At 53.5% G+C, this 22,450-nt stretch carries 8 protein-coding genes; 4 read left to right on the top strand and 4 right to left on the bottom strand.

The genetic code is table 11. The annotated features are described in order from the left end of the window. Positions 1-25: 25 nt before the first annotated feature. From DZK30_RS05820 to DZK30_RS05805, 4 genes are all read right to left on the bottom strand, one after another. Positions 26-10,165, bottom strand: a complete 10,140-nt coding sequence (locus DZK30_RS05820; protein WP_118973119.1) for a Tc toxin subunit A-related protein — start codon at positions 10,163-10,165, stop codon at positions 26-28. Between the two features lie 64 nt (positions 10,166-10,229). After that, the gene (locus DZK30_RS05815) at positions 10,230-14,216 is read right to left on the bottom strand and encodes a pyocin knob domain-containing protein (protein WP_118973118.1); all 3,987 of its coding nucleotides are present in this window, start codon (positions 14,214-14,216) and stop codon (positions 10,230-10,232) included. 659 nt (positions 14,217-14,875) lie between these two features. After that, the gene (locus DZK30_RS05810; RefSeq protein ID WP_240432865.1) at positions 14,876-16,999 is read right to left on the bottom strand and encodes a type IA DNA topoisomerase; all 2,124 of its coding nucleotides are present in this window, start codon (positions 16,997-16,999) and stop codon (positions 14,876-14,878) included. 81 nt (positions 17,000-17,080) lie between these two features. After that, positions 17,081-17,836, bottom strand: coding sequence for a phenylalanine 4-monooxygenase (locus tag DZK30_RS05805; protein ID WP_118973117.1), 756 nt, complete (start codon positions 17,834-17,836; stop codon positions 17,081-17,083). 297 nt (positions 17,837-18,133) lie between these two features. Here DZK30_RS05805 and DZK30_RS05800 point away from each other — a divergent pair, with 297 nt between their 5' ends. The 4 genes from DZK30_RS05800 (at position 18,134) to DZK30_RS05785 (ending at position 22,435) form a co-directional block, all read left to right on the top strand. Beyond that, entirely contained in the window at positions 18,134-18,796 is a 663-nt protein-coding gene (locus DZK30_RS05800) for a VOC family protein (RefSeq protein ID WP_118973116.1), read from the top strand. Next, entirely contained in the window at positions 18,735-19,682 is a 948-nt protein-coding gene (locus tag DZK30_RS05795) for an MBL fold metallo-hydrolase (protein ID WP_240432864.1), read from the top strand. The genes DZK30_RS05800 and DZK30_RS05795 overlap by 62 nt, the downstream gene beginning before the upstream one ends. Before the next feature lie 142 nt (positions 19,683-19,824). After that, positions 19,825-21,816 carry an ATP-binding protein gene (locus tag DZK30_RS05790; RefSeq protein WP_118973114.1) on the top strand — a complete coding sequence of 664 codons (1,992 nt, stop codon included), beginning with the start codon at positions 19,825-19,827 and terminating at the stop codon, positions 21,814-21,816. Further along, on the top strand, positions 21,809-22,435 hold the full coding sequence (locus DZK30_RS05785; protein ID WP_118973113.1) for a response regulator: 627 nt from the start codon (positions 21,809-21,811) through the stop codon (positions 22,433-22,435). Before DZK30_RS05790 ends, DZK30_RS05785 begins: the two co-directional genes overlap by 8 nt. The last annotated feature ends 15 nt before the right edge of the window (positions 22,436-22,450 follow it).

The following is a 22,450-nucleotide window of genomic DNA, read 5'->3' as shown; positions in this document are numbered from 1 at the left end:
ATAGGGTGAAAGGAGATCTTGCCGGCTATACTGCGAAAGGATACTTTCCCTTCAGATAGGCCATGACTGCGCGCTGATCGCCGGCGCTCAACAGCCCTTTGTAGACCAGCGCTTCATAGAAATCGCCGTCGCGGAAGGCGCCCGGTGCGCCTTTGGCGCCCATAACGAGGCCGGTGCTTCCGGTAGTAACAAACGTTCCGTTGGCAAAGGTGTTTTGTTGTTGCACCACCAGCTGCGGATCGCAGACCTTGAGCGTCGTGCTGCCGGGGATCGATTGGTCCACGACATACATCCTTGCCCGTATACCGGCCGGATCGCCCGGCTGAAGGCTATACAGCTCATCGCCCGAGGCAGTAAGCCGCACTTCAAACAGCTCGCGGCCGATGTCCAGGGCATGCCGGTTGCTGCCGGCATCGAGCCCTATGCCTATTCCTGCTGATCCCACATAAAAGAGCGTACAGCTATCGTCGCCGGCGATCGCATCGACCTGGCTGCCGTTATACAGAATACTTTCTTCAAAGCGGACTACCTTGCGGCCGTTGGCATCCGTGAGCAGCGGCGCTTCACTGGGGTTATAATGGCCGAGGTGCACGCCATTTCCGCTCTGGTCTGTCAGGCTGCTGATATACTTCGTCGGGGGCAGCATCACGTTCCGGGCATCGGCCTGCCACCAGGCGGCCAGATCCCCTAGAGGCACGTCGCCCTGGGGACGATCGTCGGGCGCAGGAGTGGCGCCTGGCTCGCCCAGCTGGTACGAAACAACCAGGTAAAGATCGTCGAGCAGCTCGTCCATGTTCACTTTGGTCACAGTGCTGCCATCTGTTTTTTCCAGGCGAAGCTGTAGCATTTTGGTATTGCCATCGATCTGCAGCGCATCGGCCAGCGTAAAATCAGCATAACGCTCGTAAACATTTCCAGGACCTGCAGTCAGCTCCAGTACTTTTGTCTGGTAGGCGCCGGTATTGCTTTTGGTATAGGTAATGCTGAGTCTGTAGCTGCCGGTGAGCACCTGTTTGCCCTGTAGCCTTGCCGTAATACGGCTTATGCCGATATTCCTGTCTTTGCAGAAGAAAGGGAAACGATCGTTGTTCAGGCTCATCCGCATACGGGCATAAGCATTGTCTCCGAAAACGGCGGCATAAGCATACCAATCGTTGCTGTAGTCATGTTTCAGGCTGAAATAACGCGCCAGGAAAGGCTGTGCCGGATCGGCCGGCAGCGCTTCGACCAATTGGTTTATCGCGGCGACACGCTCGGTGCGGTAGGCGGCCTTGCCTTCGCGCGCGGTATAGCGCAGGTGCATGATCACATCCGAAATGGTTTCGAAGTCAAACAGCCGTACCTGGTCTTCATCGGCAAGACGCAGCTCCCATTCGCTCACAGCGCCACGGCCTTCGAAAGGCAGATAACGCTCGTCCCTGAAATTGAGCTCGAATACGCCGCCGTCATTTTGCCCGTTGCTGGTAGCGATGGGCTGCAGCCTGATGTTCTCCGTTACAGGGTTTACAGCGCTGCTATCGCTTTTGCGCACCAGGTGCTTCGTCAGCGTCAGCGTAGCAGCCACCGTGGTATAAGGGCCGGCGATACAGGGCAGCGACAGGCTTACCGATTTGATGCGGCGCAGGTAATGGCCGGGATAATCGAGGTCAAACAGCGCCTCGGGCAGGCTGATCACACAGGATCCTTTGGTACGCAGATCCAGCAACGCGGCCGGATCGGTAAGCGCCAGGGAAATGTTCTTGGTCAGCTCCAGCTCGCGCTTGTTGTTGTCCATATAAGCCGCTTCCATCTTGCGGAGATCGGCCTGTAGCTTTTCACCGCTTTGCAATCCCTTGCGCAGACTGTCCCAATAGGCAAAGCCGATAAAGCCGGCCGCGGGTTTCTGCACCAGAGGCAATTCGAGGTCCATACAGGCTTCCGCTTTTTTGGCCATATCAAATGCCAATTGGTAGCTTTGGAAATAGGTGGTGGCGATTTGCCCGATCATCCAGCTATACAGCGCCACATTGCTGAACTTGCTGCGCATATAGGCATCCGTTTCTTCGTTGTTGCTGATCTGGAGATCGTGGTTGACCAGCTCCCGGTTTGCGATATCCAGCCTGATCTCTGCCGCCAGTATCTGTTGATCCAGCTGCTCCATTTCCTTCGCTGCCGTGGAAGCCTGGAACTGCCAGTCGTCCATACGGCGCTCGTAGCCGGCGCGGGTAAGCGACATGCTGCCCCTGCCGCTGTTGATCGCGGCGGCGATACCGATACCGGCGCTGATGGCATTAAGCGCTGTCGACAGCTGTTGTCCGCCGAAGCTCGCGCCTACGGCCATGGCCGCCTGGCCGTGAAACTGCGGGATGAGGGCCAGTGCGCTGGAAGTAGCCTGTAAGCCGCCCTGCACCGCCTGCAGGATCATACCCGTCTGCACCGATTGCAGGTGCTGTGCCTCGCCGGCATTCATAAACACGCGGCTGGCATAGTATTGCTGGCGCGCCTGGGCGTTTTCACGCGAGCGTCTCGCCGACTCCAGGTTAGCCGTGGCTTCCTGTACCTGCACTTCCTTAATGTACCGCGTTTGCTGCAATACCTGCCGTTCCTGCCCCGAACGGATGAGCGCCAGCTGCTCTGCATCTTTCTTCTCAATAGCCGATAGCAGGGCGCCGCCAAGGCTTTTCACATCGTTGCTGAATTCATTGGCTTTTTGCAGCACATAGCTGAAACGATAGACGGAGAGGCTGCTGGCCGAAAGGCTGTTGAGCACCGTATCGATGCTGATCCCTTTTGCAGCGGCTCTTACCAGCAGAGCCGGGTCGATGGGTGGTTCGTATAAAGCCAGCTCTCTCACGCTGCCATCGATGTTCATACAATTCCTGATCTTGAACAGGCGATCGGCCACAGTATCCCAATAACCCAGCAGCTTATCGTTCTTGGGCAGACAGAAATAGAACATGGCGATGCTCAATGTATGATCGTCTTTGGTTCCCTGCTGGGGCAGCGGGCCATCGTTGGGTGCGAAATAAGATTCAATGGGCACCATAGCATTGGACAAGGCGTCGAGGCCGGCGCCGTCCAGCTCTTCGAAAGTATGGCTCTCCACTTTAGCCCTGGCCGGGATGTCCTGCGGACGTTTGCCCAATAGCTGCGCGGCTAGAACGTACAGCTGGGTCGCTTCGTTGATCGACTCGATGGTATCGCGGCCAAACAACTGGTCAGCCCAGGCGATCAGGTTATCGAGATACTTCATCAATACGTTCTTCATATAAGCCAGCACACGCATACGGGCAATCACATGCGGCTTGAAGGGGTTGGCTTCCCATTTGTCTACCTGTTGTAAGGCCTCGCCCACGCCGTTATGTATCTGCAGCACGAGGTCTTCCAGTGTCAGGATGGTACCCTGGGCGGCCTTATAGAAAGGATAGAACTTCCAGAAACGCTTCTTCTCGCCGGTAACCGCACCGGTCATACCGTCCCGGTTGCTGGTAGGATCGAAAACATAGTGGTACCATTTACGGGCTTCCTCAAACTGCTGGTTCTCGCTGAGGCGCTGTGCCACGAGCATCGGCGCATGGAAGAACAGCTCCCAGTTGTAACGGCCATACGCTTCGTCGAAGCCAAACTGCACCTTATCTGTAGGATAAAGGCTATGCACCAGGCTGGTAGGCTGATAGGTACCCGAAAAGGCCATATAGTCTTCCTGCCGCTGGTTGCTCAGCTGCAGCAGCCCGGGTATGCCACTCTTGTTGAAGACCCTGAAAAAATCGGTGATCTGCGCATGGTAGAAGGTTTGAAAACGGTATTGCTGGGTATAGGTTGTAATCGGATTACCCAGGCTCAGGTCCTTCGAGAACAGCTGCGGTCCTGATGTCGCCGTGGCAGCCATCAACTGCACCGCACCGGAAGTAATCTCAGTCATCCATGGGTTCTTCTTATAGAAAGTGGCCGTCAACATTTTCGAATCGTCCAGCAGGACGCTGTTCTGTTTCTTTACAGCTGTGAGCACCGTAGTAGCGGAGCCGATCGTTCCTTTCTCTTTTTGTACATAATAAGTATTCTTATCATCTTCAAAGAAGAAGCGTTCCTGCAGGGGTTCCAGCACACTGAAGCGTTCATAGCTGTCGTTGGCAGCCGGCGCCGTCAGCTTGAATCGTCCCTTCGGCGTATTGTTGAGTATCGCCGCAGAGCTTTTCCGGATAGGCCTTGCGAAAGGGGCGTAGTGAATATTGGTTGAGAACGAATAATAGCCATAGGGAACCGCAGGAGCGATCTGCAGCTTGTCGACCATTACCTTGCCATTGGACAAGGGATCTTCCACCAGCTTCATCTTATTAATGCGGGTATTTGCTGGCGCGATTATGGTATCGGGCTCAATATCGTCGCGCAATATAACAGGGTCTTTGCTCGGATCTTTCCATAGGAAAGTATGCAGACCGATACCATTTTCATCGATGCCGGGCGGCAGCGACAGGTTGAAGGTGAGACCATAAGCCTTCACATCGGGACGTATGATCATATGGATCCGGTTCCGGAACAGCTCGTCAATTTTCACATCGCCGTTCTCGGTAAGGAAGCTCATGATCGTGCGCGCATTGTTTGTATTGGCCGTATAAGTATTCAGTGCCATATCGGAAATGTGAAGCTTGTTGATCGCCAGCATCATCACTTCTTTGGCCACTTCTGCGGGCAGCCAGCGGTCATCTTTGCGTTGGCTCCAGTTGAGCCTTACTTCCCATTGGGCATAGCGGTCATCGCCAGGATCGGCCACCAGTCCGTTGTTCACAAGGGCATTGCCCCAGTTGCGTCCCATTACCCTTGGTGGGTTATTGTCCGGAACAGTCTTTACCGGCCGGGTACGCTCGTCGCTCTTGATCACATTCTTCTCCGCATCTGAAACATTCTTTTTAGTAAACGTGAGCCAGAACGTATACAGCTTGCCTTCCCATACATAAGGTACTACATGGTCGCTCTTGATATCGATATTCATCTTTTCCCAGGGCGTCCATTCATTGTACTCCAGCTTCCGGTAGTAATAGCGGTGCGGCAGCATATAGGTACGGGCCACCACATGCACCGTATCTTTATCATTGATATTGGGACTGATCTCATGGAAGGCGGATACCGGCTCGAGCCGGGATACTTCCTCCAGCTGCTCCAGGTAAGCCCTGTAAGCATCTTCGGCGGTACGGTCGGTCACCTCGTCTTGCAGGAGCTGTGTCTCGAGCTCTTTGAAAAAAGGCGTTTTATCATCGCGCAGCTCGGGCTCGATCCAGTTTTCGGGATAAAGGAAAATCTTGCGGTTGGCTTCCCATATACGGTACCATTTGCGCCAGCCTTCCCATTGCGCCACCATGGCGGGGCTCAGGGACAAAGCAGTGCCGTTGTAACGTTCCAGGGAGAGGATAACGCGGTCCATGAACAATTGGGCGCTACTGATGGCCTGTTTGATCCTGGAGGTCTTCATACAAGGCTTCATTTCCACATCGATCAGCAATGCCTCGTATAAGGCATTCTCGTCGCGGTAGAGGAAGTTGTTGCTGCTATTGGTAAGGCCGATCATATAACCGACCAGCGATTGCCGCTGCCGCTCACGCAGAATGTCCTGCAGGGGCTTGGCCACTTTCGCCCATTCGTCGTCGCTGTAACGGGCCTTGGCTGCCATACGCACCGCCTTGGCATTGGCCATGCTTACCAGGGGTACCAGTATAGAAGCGTTCAGGAGGGTCGCAGGGCTCAATCCTACCAGGGAAGCCGACTCCATAACAGCGGCTATTTGTAGCAGCAATGCTGCTTTGCCATAGTCTCCGGCATTGTATACAGGTTGCAGCGTATTCACGATCGCCTGCAGGTCGGTATCAGGCCATTTGGTGATCCGCTGCAGCGTGCCGGCAAAATCTGCGGCCGAAGTAGCGCCGGACGCATCTTTCAGCAGCTGCGGGAAATCAGTCTTGTTCACCTTCAAGCGGTCGCGTACCATGAGCCATTCATTCAGGCGGATAAAAGCGGACAACCGGTCTGCGATCTGCGCGGGGCCGGGCACATCAACCGGCATATCGCCAATTTGTGTAATCTCAAGCGCTCCGGCAAATAACAGCAGTGCCTGCAGCTCTTCCGGCGCGATCTTCAGACGATTGATCACCAGCGCCGATTTGCCGATCTTCCCGTAGGCTTCATACAGCAAGTCAAAGCTGAAGGCACTGATACCGGTAGTCCTCGATATGGAGATGGCAGGCGTGGCGATACCGGTAACAGGATCGGTAGTGCCCGCCGAGGCAACAAAAGCCCCCAGCCGTAAGCCTTCAGCCAGCGTCAGCGTGCTGCCCAGCATCAGGGTATCCAGCAGTTGCGCGACCGCATTGCTGTCCAGGGCGAAGGCTTCGGTAAAGTGCTGCCGGATCACGTGGTCCAGCTTGGCAACCAACGCCGCTTCATCATCTGCCGGAATACCATCTGGGAAAGGCAGGATATTCAACTGCTGCAGATCGGATCGCAAAGCGGTATAAAAGTCGCGGATAAGGTCATCCTCTGGTGAAAACAGGGCATCAGAGTCAGCATTAGCGATCAGGTAAGCGATCTCGGGCTGGCTGAATGCCATCTTCTTCAAACGATCGACATAGGCCAGTAAGGTTTCTGTCTCATCAAGCGTCATAAAGTTAGTCGCTGTTACCGGCGCGATATTGAAGTAGGCACGCCATTGCAGCAAGTCTTTTACCGGCATGTTCAGGCCTTTGGCCAGCAAGGTCAAACCGAACACCGGGCTTAATGCACCGAGAACAGTAGCTTGTGCCGGCAATATGCCCCTGTCGGCAAGCAGCGCCAGGAAGTCTTCTTCGGCAATACCCAACGCAGCGACGAGGGAAGCCGTATTGTCGCTATATGTTCCTGTAAACGCGCCATTGTCTCCGAAATTAGGATCTGCCGGATTGAGCACGGCTTTGTTGCGGAAAATTCGGTCGTATACAGACGGCAGCAGGTCCTGGTTATCACTGTTGAAATTGATGTACTGTGTCGTATCGATCCTTTGCCAGAGCGAAACGATATATTCCGGCGGTGCTTTCAGCAAACCCGATAGCTGGTGCACCTTAGCTATGGCTTTAAAGACTGGTATTGTTATTGGCGCCAGCACAGCCGGATTGGCCGAACCAGCACTCAGGGAGCGCAGCACGACGTCCAGTTGGTAAGCGCTCCAGCCGGTAGCGCGTTGCAGGCGCAGAAAGGTCACCCATTTGGTAAAAAAATTGGTCTTTACCGCGATGGTGTCAAGCGGCTGCGTCGCTTCATAGGTCTTGCTGTATTTCAGGAAAAGCCTGGTGAGGTCGCAGGTAGTAGGCAAAGCACCGTCTACTGCTACGATTTCCATGGTGCGCAGACGCACTACAACGCTGCCACCGCCGGGCAGCGGTTTGGTAACCGTGATAACAGGATTGATATAATCGCATACCAGTAGTTGCAGCATCTCTTTATACGTGATCCTGCTACGGGTCAGCACGGTGTTCAATCCTTCGCCGGGAGCGCCGTTGCACAACATATCGTACCAGCCGCTGGTTGCGGTGCCGAAGCCCCAGTATTTGGGTGTGTCGGTAGTAGATGGAGTAGTGATAATATCGACCTCTTTCCGTGTAACTGACAGCCATTCCGCCAGCGCATTCAGCTCGTTGATCCTGCCCTGGCTGGTATCACCGGCATAGTCTTTTGGCCGGAGCTGATACATAAGTTCGTAACGGCTCTTGCCCAGGTGCTGCAGATAGGTACGGCTCTCCTCGACCGGCAGGTCGAAAGGCAGGTTATTGGGGTAGACTGCCTTGCGAAGCTGCTCGTTGTAGACCGTCTGGTAGTTGTCTTTCGCACGATAAACGCCATCGGGATCCTTCACGGTATGCTCCGGGTAGGCTTCCAGTTCCTTTGCCGTACCGCTGGTCTGGTAAGAAGTAAAGGCCGGCCCCAGGTTGGCCGAGCGGAGTACCGCCAGCTCCAGCAGCTCGTTTACAAGGTCGACATAAGGCAGCGGCGTATTTGCATTCTTGCAGGTAAGATCGATATCCGGCAGATCGGGACGCCGGTTAATGGTGAGCTCCTTGAATGTGGTTGAAGGATTACCGCCCAGCTTCTTTTTCATGAAGTTGAGGATATCGGTATAATAAGCGCCGGGACTATACATAGAAGTACATTCAGTACAGTTGCACATATCGAGGCTACCGAACAAGGTCTTCATGTCGGGCACTGCTGCCGGCGCGGCAGCCGCCAGGGCCATAAGCTGCGGTTGTTCCGTATCATCCGGCTCGTCCAGCATCGGGAATACATTGGTAAGATAGCTGGAATTGCTCATCGCCATCTTGGCCTCCATATGCAATTTATTGTTGTGCACGGCCCGGGAATATACTGAGGCTGCTTCATCAACGCCGCCTTTGAAAGCGGCACCGTAAGCTTCGGCAAATGCTTCCTGCCCCATAGCGATCACATCGGCTGAGGACCGGATCTGCGCTTTGATCATAGCCACTACGGCATCTGTCGCATTATCAGTAAGGCGCACCAGGTTTTGTACCGGCATTAAGGCTTCCCGCACTTTATTGCCGTTCTCGTCTGTGGGTAGGTCCCACACATTGTCTGTACGGAAATCATAACCGGGATTGGCCTGCAGGAAGGCGATCGCTTCCTGGGCATTGGACAAAGCTGCGGCAAAGGCGCTGTCCCGCGCCAGCTTGTCGCCAATTGCAGCCGAAGTGAAGAGACCCTGGATCACCTGGTGCATCCTGCCCGCATATTCTGCTATTGCGGCTTCACCTTCATAGGCCTCCAGAATCGCCAGCGGGATACAAACCTTACCCGGGTGCTTGTCGTTTTCCAGATGAATGCGATCCATGAGGTTTTGGGTGGTCAACGAGCTCAAAGTGCTTACGGGACCTTCTCCTACAGTAGTCAGCAGGTTGATGGTCAGCTCGGGCTGCATACCGGTAATAGCAAGCACCTGTATGCCTTTCTGCAAACGGCCGGTTTTCGTCTCGCCGAGCGTGACCTTCACCCTGTCCCATATTGCCGTTGCCGGCAGATCGGGATCTGCTGTATATATTTTCAGAAAAGTAGCCGCATCTTCGCCGTTATTAAGGATCAGCGTAAACAGGGACAGCAGGGTATCTCCGTTGTCGGTCAGCTCCTTGCCTTTAAGCTCCCCACGCTGATCCAGCAGCACAGCCACCAGGTCGTCGATACCGGAAACCGCCGGGATAATATGCCATGCGCCAGCCTGGCTCAGCACTTCGTACAAGCCGTCGCTGCCCATATTGGCCAGTACTGCAATATGGTCCATACCGGCCCGAAAAAGGGCGTATAGCTTTGCCAGCGCCAGGTTGAGGTTTTGGGACATCCATGCTGCATGGACAAGCAGCCGTACTTCCTCGCCTTTGAGACTTGACTGTGCCGCCAAAGGATCGATCTGCTCATCGCTGACGTTGGCCAGCCCTGATGGCTGCAGACCAGTCCTGTCGGAAAGTACCTTCAGCCTTGCTTCCAGCTCGGTGAGGAACTGGGCAAATACCGATTTGTCGCTGATATGGATATCGATCGCTGTGCAGCAACGTTCCGGGCTTACTGATCCTGAACGGGCCAGATCCGTTTGGTCGGCACGTATCGCGACGTATATCTGCGCAAGTGCAGCTTCGCCGCAGCCATCGCTGCTTCCCTGTATATCGGCTTTGGGTACTTTTACTTCGTAGTGTCCCAGCGCGTCTATCCTGCCGGAACCCAGTATGCGGTTCTCGGGGAAATGCGGCTTGATCACCAGCACGGAAATCGCCTCCGTATTCACCGGAACAGCGCAGATAGCAGCCTCTCCCAGGGTGACCTTACCGCTGATGGTCGTATAGCCGTCTACTGCGGGCGTTTTGATTTTCTCATAAGCTTCCGGTGTAAGCGTAATGATCGTAGCGAAATTGGTAATGCCGGCGCTGCCCGACTGGACCAGGTTGTTCTGGTTCAGGATACGATAGTTTACCTGCTCGCTTGCCTTCAGGTCGTAAGCGGTGAATAGCTCGAAGCGTGCATCTGTGGCATTGATCGCCGCAGACCCGATCCAGCCGCCGGGGGAACCCGATTGTAAGGCCGTCGTGAGCTCTATGGTGATCCCATAGGCAATATGATCCAGGGCACGGCCCTGCTGGTCGGTAAGCTGACCAGAGATTTTCTTCATTAATGAGGATGACATGGATTATAGAAATTAAAAAGTGATCAAATAGAGTGTGTATTTATGCAGGCTAACGCGTGATAGCCGTGATGAACCAGCGCCAGGCGCCAACTTCGTCCCGGATGGATTGAAGATCGACCGTATGGCCCCGGCTAAGACCACAGTCATCGCCGCAGCCTTCGAATTCAGGTAAGGAGCTTCCGGATCCGATATCGCAGATATTCAGATTGCTGAACAGTATCCTTTCCCCTTTACTGATACGGAGCCGGAGCATCCTGTACGGGAACTCAGCAGGATCGGGCATTTCGAGGCTTACCGTTTTACCGAAAATGAGCGTGTGGTCTTCTGGTTTCACTACTCTTATCGTATCGCGGGTGGTAATACCCCGCGTGGCCAGGCCACCGCCGGTTTCGACACCCAGGGCCGGGCCACTGTCCGTGTTAGCCGGCGTTACCCAATTGGCCGGGTAGCCGTTATGATCCCACCAGTTATCACTGGCCAGTAACGATACATTGCCTGTACTATCGGCAGGCACGCCATTAATACGCAGCACATAAGTACCGTCGCTATCAGGCAGCTGGTGGGTACGGGCAGCGGTAATATTGCCCGTTTTAATACCGGCATAAGCCAAGCCCCCATAGCGGATATTCAAGGCATTCAGCACGGAATTGCCTGTGCTGCCATCTCCGATGGAGATGATATTGGGTGAGGCGATCGTCACACCCTGGCCGCTACCGCCGTTAATGGCGATCCTGTTGCTGTTGGCCGCCTGGAAGTCAAGCACATTTGCCCCCACCGAAACCTGACGGTTGCCGGTCAGGCTGCCGTTGGTATTGTAAATACTGGTATCTGCAGGTAAAGGTTGTGCGCTCAGCACGCCGGCATCGTTAGCTACTACCATCCGGGTACCGGTACCGCGGAGCTGGGCCAGGGAAACATTCCCTGTTACGCCATCGATCTTCAGGCGGGAATCAGCGATAGTAGCACTGGCATATGAGTATTCATTGTTGATGGCGATATGGAAGTCCTGACGGGCAGCGCCATCCTGGCGATGGCTGATGAGTTTCACTTTTTCATATTGCCCGGCAGTATCGCTATAGCCCAGTACCAGCGTGATCTCTTCATTGGGATCAATGGGCCGGCCGATCACCGTCTTATCGCCCCGAAGCTGCGTATTGCCTTTGACAAAAAGACCATTCACCGGCGCATTATCGGCGTAGCTGTCCGAGACCATAAGTCCTCCCGCTTTTATGGGCCATGCTGCGTTGCCGGCTGTGTAGAATTGCGCAGTAGTGTCGCCTGCCATATAGTTTCCGTTTGCTTCAAAGCGGAATACACCCGATGCAGATATTGTTTTTGCTGCGAAGTGCTCCAGGTCCGTACCCGGATTATTGACCACTTCTATACGCCCGGAATTGCTCATCCTGATCTGGGAAGCGACAATGCCGCTCCAGTGAAAGGCGATCCTGGGCCCGGCCGGCGCACCGCTGCCGAGAAATTGATTTTCCCGTAGCTGAATAGCAGCAGTATAATATGCCGAGCCGCTGCTTACATCGCACACGTTGGCATCGCCGTTCCGCGCGGCCTGCAGGCTCTGGATAGCCTCCTTCCAGGCACTCCAGCTACCGTTGTAATAGCTGCGCCAAAACCGCCTGTTATTGCCTCCCCCCGGATCAGCATAGCTATGGTAATCCTGGTAAACAAAATTGGGATAAGGAGAGGTTACCTCAAGCTTTCCGGCAAAACCTATGGGATAGTTGGCGCCGGATTGTGCGTTTATATCGTTGTTCTGAAAATAAATACCAGTGGTGGTGTAGTTGTTCAGATCGACGCCACCGGGAAGGTCGCCTTTAAAGCAAAGCACATTATCTTCTTTGAAAAGGTATTCCTTCCAGTCGGTAAATACACCATTCCATGAGGTACGATACCACTTGCGGCCCAGGTGACCCTGAAAATAAACCGCGGGTACGAATTCCTGCTCTACAGCGCTGAAGGAGCTATCGCGATAGGGCGTAACCTTAAGAAAGCCCGCGCCCAGAACCGGAAAATTGGTACCGGTGGGCGCACCCGCGCCATTATCGTACCATCCGCCCTGCGTCAGCGTATTGGCATCGGCGCCTTCGTAATGTCCCCTGTATTTGGCAATGATCTTATCGTCGGCAGTATACATTGGATCCGTCTCTGTCTTCAGGTAACCTGCCGCAGCATGATTGCCCCAACCGTAAGCGGTTTGTCCGTTATTGATGCGACTGTCGTTACCCTCCGCTACAGTACCGGAAACCGTTCCGAAGTTCTTGTTGAAAGCCGTATTCTTGGCGATCGCCGGCTCCTTGCTGTTGAAGGTATTCCAGTCGGCTCCCGACAAATAGCCGTTCGTGCCGCTGGCTGCCTGCTTGATACCGATCTGGCCTGTCCCGCTATTGTAGGTGATGGGTGTGCTGCCACTAAGGGCATTACGTGCCCGTGTATTGGTAAAATACAGGTTGTTTGTTCCTTCAGGTACCTGGTCGCTGTTGGTCACCGTAGGGCTGCGCAGTTCCACCCAATTCGCCAGGGCGCTGGCAGGAACTGCCTGCAGAATAAAGCTCTTATTGATATCTGTACGCACAGCCACATCGCCGGTCTCGGCTGTGAGCGCCAGCATTGCGGCTTCAGAGGCAACGGTACTCGTATTGGTGATGGCAATAGCGGGGATCTGGGCATCGGGTATCTTACCATTGCTGCCCAGGGTGGCTACGCCATTCGCTACTCCTTTCTGGCCTACCGCGATATAGCCTGCGTTGTTGTTCGTAATAGCTGTATCGACATAAGCCTTGACTGCATTCTGCGTGGGAAACAAAATATCTGAAGTGCCGAGTGTTGTCGCCGCACTCTTGTTCGTGGCATTTTCCTTCGCGTTCCAGCTATCGATATTGGCCTGGGTAATGCCCTTTACATGAGCCGGTACGGTAGGATCGGTCTCTGCCGATACGATCACCGGCTTATTGCTCACATTGTTCCAGTGCACGGCACCGCCGGCGCCATCGGTATTGAGCTGGGCCTTGGTATATACATCACGCAGCAGACCTACTTCGTTCCAGCCGTCCCAGGCCACACCGCCATGCCAGTTGAACCGGCTGCGTATCCACTTACGGGTAAGGTTGCCCGGCGACTCCTGAAGGCAGACAGCTTCCTGGCTGATCGCATAGTTATAGGAAACATTGCCCCAGCGTTTCCTTACCGTGAGCATTAATGGGATATCGGTGCCCGGATCGGGATAACCCTGGGCCAAGATCTGGTTGCGGAAACCCGATATAAAATACTCGCCGGTTATCTCGAGCGCGTCGGCATGCACCGGGGCAACAGGAGTCCGTATGTTGAGCACCCCGTTTTTATATTCCCATACATCAGTAGCCGTTCTGCGATACCAATGGCCGCCGCCCCTGTTGAGCGTGGCGCTCTCGTTGGTGGGGTAAAAGAACTGGACGGCATTGGTACCATTGCCGTAGACCACCAGGTAGCCGGCAGTGGCCTCGTTGTTGTTGCCGCCGATATTGGGATAATTGCTTATTGCCGTCAGTCCGCTGTAGATAGTATAAATACCGCTTGCAGTCACGGTATTGAAATTCGTTACAGGCGTGTCGTTGCGGGCTAAAGCATGGCTGTTGACCCATGCTTCTGTAGCCACTTCATTACCGCGATAGGTCAGCAATCCGCCGTCAGGCTGCAGGTTCAGCGGAGCATAACCTGTAGCATTACCTGCCTGTATGCCACCGCCTTCGCCATTGGCAAAGTAAGCTGTAGTCATATTATTGCCATCTGCACTGCGCAGGTAAAAGTGCGCATCTTCGTAGCTGCCGGTAGCCAGGGATATATTGCGGCCCGCATCGCGCACCTGCTGCAGATCGGGGAAAGCCGGCAATGTAAGGGGTAAGGGGACCCAGCAGGGATCGTCGTTATACTGCGCGTAGACACGCGGATAGTCTTCGCCTGGCCCCTTGGTAAAATAAAGGGCGTTCAGGTTCTGTCCGCCGTCGGGGAAGGGTGTATTGTCACACCGGTTCTGTGTTGCCATCATGGATTTTTTTATGAATTACAAGGATTTTATTGATCGAAACTCCGTTTAACAGGCATACAGCAAGCCTTACCGGCAGCGATTACTGCCGTTATGCGCCTGTGAGCCAGGAGCCTTTAACGGACACTTTATAGCAAAAAAGGCCGTTGTTCCGTCAGAAGCCGGGGATACTAGGGAGCAGAAGGGATAGCGGTCATAGGATAGGTATTAACAAGGTGATCTATGTTTATTCTATGCAGCAAAACTAACCGGAGGGAGCGCCAATCTGCGGCGTTGCCATAAAGCCCGGCAAAAAAATTAAAGTATACCCGCCGGCAATCGCCGCAAGTATCTCATTCGTTGGAGCAGATCATTGGAAGAGCCAAGCGGATTCCTATTTCCCGGTCATAGGGGATCATGTACAAAAAAAGGTAGCCGTTGAGGTCTACCTGATAAAAACGTTGCAAGGATGCGTTTATTATTTGTTTAAAATAATATTTTTTTCAAATACTTTTATTTACACTGTTTAAAAATAAAAAAACAAATACTCCCACCATTGGGCAAGTCGCATTCTTCTCACCGAAGATAAAGGACGGCCGTAAAATATTGCCCAGGCAACACGCAGCAACTGTATTGAGCCTATCCGGCCAGTGTCTCTCCTACCCGGATAGTGATGCAGTATCTTATACCAGCTTTAAGAAAAATTGTCCGTCCAGTGCCAGCTTCCCTTCTATTGCCTCCCCTTGCGGACCAGCAAGCAGGCCCTTGATCTTAGCGGTCTTTCCATTTGTCAACAGATCGGCAATATGCTTTTCGCTCAGCTTTTTGCCAAAGACCTCAAACGGGACCTTGAAGGCGCAACCGGTAAAATCCGGGCACCCGTAAGCCGTCCTGCCTTTTACTATTTTATGCAACTTACATTTAGGACAATCCATTTCCGTCAGCACTACAGGGGCCTTTGTCGCTTTTACCTTTTTAGGTTTGTCTTCCGCCGCTTCAGCTGGTACGGTCTTGGCTTCGGTCACGGTGATCAAGCGTTCCTGGCTGGCCTTCACTTCCTGCGTCAGCTCCGTCACCATGCCGATCAACTCCTGCTTGAATAATGCCGGGTCGTATTCCCCTTTCTCGATCAGGCGCAACTTGCGCTCCCATACGCCGGTGAGCTCCGGGCTCTTCAACAGCTCGTTCTGTATGGTATCGATAAGGTCCATGCCCGTTTGCGTGGCATATAGATTTTTCTTTCGCTTCTCTATATATTTTCTACGGAAAAGGGTCTCTATAATATTGGCCCGGGTCGATGGCCGGCCGATGCCATTATCCTTCAGCAGCTCCCGCATCTCTTCCTCTTCCACCTGCTTGCCCGCTGTTTCCATGGCGCGAAGCAATGTCGCTTCGGTATAAGCTTTCGGTGCCGTGGTCTTTCCTTTATGGATACGGGGCTCATGCGGTCCCGTTTCGCCTACGGTAAACGCAGGCATTACTTTCTCTTCTTCCGTGCCTTCTTCCTTCTGTTTGTCCTGCGCATAGACCTCCCGCCACCCGGGCTCCAATATCTGTCTGCCTGTAGCTTTAAAGGGCACGGTACCTACCTTGCCCATCACTGTGGTATTCGATACTTTACATTCGGGATAAAAGACCGCGATAAACCGCCTGGCGACCAGATCATACACCCGCTTTTCTTCGGGTAGGCTCAGACCGGTAGGGGGTATCTCCGTCGGTATGATCGCATGGTGGTCCGTTACTTTCTTGTCGTCGAATACGGTTTTCAGCTTAGGGATAGGCGCCATAAGCAAGGGGGCGGTCAAGGGCGCATAGTGGATCATGTTTTGCAGGATACCCGGGATCTTCGGATGCAGATCTTCGGAAAGATAAGTCGTGTCTACCCTGGGATAGGTCACCAGCTTTTTCTCATACAGGTTCTGGATATGCTTCAGGGTATCTTCAGCAGCATAGCCGTATTTTTTATTAGCTTCCACCTGCAAGGCCGTGAGATCGAACAGGCGCGGGTTGCCTTCCTTACCCTCCTTGATCTCTGCCGACGTGATCTCGAAGAGATGCTGCTGCAGGTAAGCCAGCCCCCGGGCGGCTTTCTCTTCATTGCGGATACGGTCTATTGCCGCAGTGAACTCCACCGCTTTATATAGGGTCTTCAACTCCCAGTATTCTTCTGCGACAAAGGCGTTGATCTCTTTTTGCCGTTGGACGATCATGGCAAGCGTCGGCGTTTGTACACGGCCTATAGAAAGCACGGTCTTGTCCCGGGCAAATTTCTTGGTGAACAGCCGCGTGGCATTCATACCCAGCAGCCAATCGCCTATGGCGCGCGCGCTTCCCGCTGCGTACAGATTATTGTACTGGTCACCTTCTTTAAGCTGCTGAAATCCTTGCCGGATGGCCTGTTCAGTAAGCGACGATATCCACAGCCGCTTTACCGGCACGGTGCACCTGGCCTTTAGCAATACCCAGCGCTGGATCAGCTCGCCTTCCTGGCCGGCATCCCCGCAATTGATCACCTCTTCGCAATGCTGCACCAGGTGTTCAATAACGGCAAATTGCTTTTTAACGCCGGTGTTGTCGATCAGCTTAATACCGAAGCCCGAGGGGATCATCGGCAGGTCCTCAAGACGCCAGTAGCGCCATTGCTCATGATAATCATGCGGCTCCTTGAGGGTGCAGAAATGTCCGAAGGTCCAGGTCACCTGGTATCCGTTGCCTTCATAGTAGCCGTCTTTACGTTGCCTGGCGCCCAGCACTTCCGCAATGTCGCGGGCAACGCTGGGCTTTTCGGCAATGCATACTTTCATCATTCATTCAAAATTTCCTGTGCTGCAAAGATGCGTCAATTCCGCCGGGCATAGGGCGCCGGCCCGTCGAATGTGCAAAACTCGTCAGAGCACAGCAAATGTCTCTACCGTTGCAGACAAGGCCTTGAGCGAGGCTTCCAGCACAGGGAGCGCCCGGCATAGCTGCGCGAACGAATCGATCACAAAGTATTTGTCCTGCAGTATATCGGTACGGTAACCGGTCTGCATCATGCGGCGCATGTCGAAGGAAAATTTAGCTGGCATATCGCTCAGCGCATGCCGGGTCTCGCCTACCGAAGAAAGGATACCGGCGCCGAATACTTTCACCTCATTCTCTTCCCGCAGCAGACCGAATTCTACCGTAAACCAGTATACCGCCGACAACTGCTCCAGGGCCCCGGGATGATCCAGCCACTGCAGCGCCAGCTGGCCGAAGGCTTCCATAAAAGTAGCATAGGCCGGCTCCATCAGCAAAGGAGCGTGCCCAAACACATCGTGGAACATATCGGGCTCTTCGAGGTAATCCAGCTCCGCCATAGTGCGCAGCCAGCAGGTGGCCGGGAATATCCTTTGCGACAGAAGCCTGAAAAATTCATCCTGCGGCACCAGTTCCGGCGCTACGCACAGCTGCCAGCCTGTAGCAGCCTGCAGTACCTTATTGGTCTCGGCAAAGTCCGGGATCTTGCCGGCGCTGAACCCGATGCGATCGATCGCATCCAGGTACAGCTTGCTGGCATGTTGCTGCAGGTGATCCATCTGCCGACGGAACAATAAGGCCCATACTTCAAAGTCTTCTTCGGTGTAATTGCTGTACACCTGCTCCAGGGGTTTGTTTCTCATAATTTTTGTTTTGAAAGATGTTTTTTGAAAAAAAAGACAAATAAAAAAAGCCCGGTTCCTCTTCGGAACCGGGCTTCAATCAGGTATATATCAAGCCTCCTTATTCCGAACCGTAGCAGGTGAAATAAGCATAATAATAAGCGGCAGTTGTTGCCGGTGAAGCGATCGATATGAATAGTTGTGCAGACATGCGACTGCAAAGTAAAGGAAAAAACAAATACGATACCGGCATAGTCAAAAAATGTTGGCCCCGCGAACGGAAGGGCTGAATTTTGCAGCAACCATTTCCAACAGCACATGCACATCCTCCGGCTTCAATTGCTAACGAACGATATCGCAGCCACAGAACGTTTTTACCGGGAGGTACCCGGCCTTAAAGTATTGGACCGAAGCGACGAAGAGATCACCTTTGAAGCGGGCAGCACCAGGCTGGTATTCCGGCATTCCGCCATTCCCCACCCTGTTTACCATTTTGCTTTTACGATCCCGGCCAATAAACTGCAGGAGGCACTGGCACAGATGGCCGGCAAAACGTCGATCCTGAGCCTGCCCGATGGCAATCCCATTGCCGATTTTGCGCATTGGAGCGCCGGTGCTTTTTATTTCTACGATAACAATGGCAACATTCTCGAATACATCGTGCGCCGCGGCCTTGACAATGCAGAAGAAATACCTTTTGATGCCAGCCGCATCTGCTGCATCAGCGAGGCCGGCCTTGTAACGGACAATGTTCCTGCCCTGGCCGCCGGGATCACCGGGCAGTACGATCTCCCGCTTTTCAGCAAGCAGCCACCGCAGGATAACTTCACGGTCATGGGCGACGATCATGGTCTGCTGATCCTGGTAGCACGCGGTCGACACTGGTTTCCTACCACGATCGAAGCTGCCGGCTTCCCGCTTGCCCTCACCTTGCGCAACGACAAGGGCCAGCTGCACGAGCTCTCCCTGGGGCAGGACTGACGGGCCGCAGCCGTTCCCGGGAGCACAGGATTATTTCGTTACTTTGCAGCAGATGAGCTTGTGGGTCACTTCCCTGAATTCGGGCAGCAACGGGAACTGCTATTATATCGGCGACGGCCGGGAGGCCATATTGGTAGATGCAGGCCTGTCCTGCCGGGAGACGGAAAAGAGAATGCGCCGGCTGGGACTGCGCATGGACCATGTAAAAGCAATATTTATTTCACACGAACATGGCGATCATATCAGGGGACTGGAAACGCTCTCATCCCGGTACCGCTTGCCGGTATACATCACCTCCGAAACCCTTCGCCATTCCCGGCTACGCCTCGACGGGGAACTTGTAAAAACCTTCCGTCACCGGCAACCGGTCCCGATCGGCAGCTTTAACATCATCCCCTTCATCAAGCATCACGATGCTGCAGAACCGCACAGCTTCCTGCTCGAAAGCAACAATGTGCGCATTGGCGTTTTTACCGATATCGGCCAGGTATGCGACGAGCTGCGCTTCTTCTTCGGGCAATGCCATGCCGCTTTCCTGGAAACCAATTATGATGAGCACATGCTGCAGCAGGGACGCTATCCCTGGCATCTTAAAAACAGGATACGGGGCGGCAAAGGCCATTTATCCAACGCACAGGCTCTGGAACTGTTCCTGGGCTACAGAGCCAGTTACCTGAGCCATTTATTCCTCTCCCATTTGTCGGCCGACAATAATGACCCTAACCTGGTATTACCGCTTTTTCGCAACCAAAGCGGCGATACACACATCGAAGTCGCCCCCCGGCACCAGGAGCTTCCCCTTTACGCCATCCATGCCAGGGCTTCTGCAACCTGTGCTGTCGCGGCACCGGAGCCTGTGCCGACCGGGCAATTGAGGTTATTTTAAATACGCAAAGCGTTGTTCATAAAATAGTCCTTTATTCATTTCCAATTAAAGACCAAAAATTTAACAGAAAATAAGGGTTAACCTTGATTTTGTCAGGAATTGGCGATATGTTTGCGCACCATTAACCAATAAGTGAACCTATATGAAGCCGGGGAAATGTTGCCTGTGCAGCTTGCTGTGCATCCTGCTGCTGGCCGCCTGCCAGCCCCGGAGTAACCGGTTTGCCCCGGGCGCTCATAAGACGGCGGACTGTGACACCAGCCTTATGCGCCGATACCGCTTACTGAAAGAACAGGCAACCGATGCCGGACAGCTGGCCGAAGCATCAAAGCGTTTCTATCTGCAAGCGCCCCCTCCCTGTCGCAGCGCAATGGCCAATATCCTGATCGAAGACCTTTTTAACCTGGCCTATGGCAATCAGCAAACAGAAGAGCTGGTGCTGCCCTTTTTTCGCGAACTATCACGAGCGCCTGCCTTGAGGCCTATCCAGCGTAACAAAGCGCTGCTGGCTATCGCTGCGTATTTCATCTACGCCCGCAGAGAGACAGATTCGGCCAGCCGCATACTGGTTGCCATACGGATAGCCAACCCTAAAATGAACGATACTACAGCCCGCTCCTATCACTCGCTTATGGGTCAGCTGATGGTACAAACAGGCGACCTTAAGGCTGCCGCCGATCACTACACCAAAACAATAGCATTGTGTGAGAAGCTAAGGGACAGTATCAGCCTGGCCGCGAACTATGCCAATTACGGCACGGTATTTTCCAGCATGGGTGAATATCAGAAGTCGATAGCGATGAAAGAGAAGGCAGTGGTATTCTTTCTGGCAAAAAAACAATATCCCAATCTGTTGATCGGCTACACCGGCATCGGTGTGGAATATGGTTACCTGCATCGTTACGATTCGGCACAATATTACTATGACAAAGCGCTGGCACTTATTGCAAGCGGCGTGCGCAACCCCAATGCCGAATTTGATCTGTACATCAGCATAGCGGGCATTAACCTGGCCGCAAACCAATTCGATACTGCCCGGTTCTATTACAACAAGATCGTTGAGATCATCGATCTTTCCAGGGATACGGAAAGACAGCGTGTTTATGTAATGGCGTCAACTCCCGCCTATGCCGCGATCAGGAATGTAGACCGCGAGGTGGCGCTGATCAAAACTTACATTCCCCGCTTTTACAGCGAAAAGAACTTTGCCAATGCCAGGGATGCCTACTATACCCTGTACCACACTTTCTATGTGCAGGGAAAGAGCGCAGAGGCATTGGCCAACTATGAAGTCTACGATTCGTTGAAAGGCCTGCAAGCCCGGGAAGAGAACAAACAATATGTAGCCGAACTGGAGACAAAATACGAGACCCAAAAGAAAGAGCTGAAGATACAGGTGCAGCAAAAAGAGATCAACAGAAGCACTACGCTCAACGGCCTGCTGCTGGCGCTGCTACTGGCCGGCGGTATGGGCGCCGCCTTTGCGGTAACCAGGGTCAAGCTGAAGCGAAAGAAGAAAGAGGCCACGCAACAGCAACAATTTACCCGGCAGTTGCTGCACAATACGGAAGAAGAGAGAAGCCGCATCGCAAGGGACCTGCACGACGGTATCAGCCAGGAGTTGATGCTGCTCAAGCAAGAGGTACCTCCCGGACAAGCGGGAGCGCGGGAAAAAATAGATGCGATCATCAGCGAGATCAGGATGATCTCCCGCGACCTGCACCCCGTGATGCTGGATCAATTGGGACTAAAGCCAAGTGTAGAGCATGTGTGCCACCAAATGATGGAACGCAACCTGCTCTTCACCACCGCCGATATTAACTATACCAACAGCCTGAGCAAGAACCACGAACTGCAGCTGTTCCGCATGATACAGGAAGCCCTGAACAACGTTGTCAAATATGCCCGTGCCCAGGCGGCAAAAGTTACCATTACCGAAAGCGCCGCCTATGTCTTTACCGAGATCATTGATAACGGGACGGGCTTCGACGTAGCATCTGTACTTAACAGTGGCAATGCATTTGGCCTGCTCAGCCTTACCGAGCGCAGTAAAAGCATGCGGGGCAAAACGGAGATCAGCTCTTCCCCTGCCGGCACTTTGATCAAAATTGAAATACCCCGATCCGATGTGTAAAGTATTGATCGCCGACGACCATCCCGTAGTGCTGCTTGGCACGCAAACTTATCTGAACGCAAGAGGCTTCGAAGTTGTTGGCATGTGCGCTAACGGTCTTGAAGCCTACAACCAGATACTGGCGCTACGCCCCCATATTGCCGTACTGGATATGAGTATGCCTGGCCTCAACGGGCTGGATATCCTGGAGAAATTAAGCCAGAGTAAGGAGACATGGAAAACAAAAGTTATCCTGCTTACAATGCACAGCGAGCTGTCGTTGTTCAACAGGGCCAGGGAGCTTGATGTAAGAGGCTACCTGTTGAAAGACTTTGCCATGGATGAAATGGAGAAATGCCTCCAGGAAGTAAGGGACGGCAACACTTACTTCAGCAAGCACCTGGCGCAGCGCCTTACCTTCGGACAGGCAGAGCAGGACCCGGCGCTGGAGCAGCTTACATTTGCCGAAAGAAAGATACTGGAACTGGTGAGCCAGCAAAAATCCACCAGGGAGATCGCCGCCTTGCTGTTCATCTCTGAAAAGACGGTGGAAACCCATCGCAGCCATATCATCAAAAAGCTGAACATTCCTCCCGGTAAGAATGCCTTACTGATATGGGCGATGAAGCGCAAAGACTAAACATCTCTGACCGGA

The organism is Taibaiella koreensis (assembly GCF_003545715.1).
Classification (GTDB): Bacteria; Bacteroidota; Bacteroidia; order Chitinophagales; family Chitinophagaceae; genus Taibaiella; species Taibaiella koreensis.
This window is presented reverse-complemented; position numbering and strand designations above follow the sequence as displayed.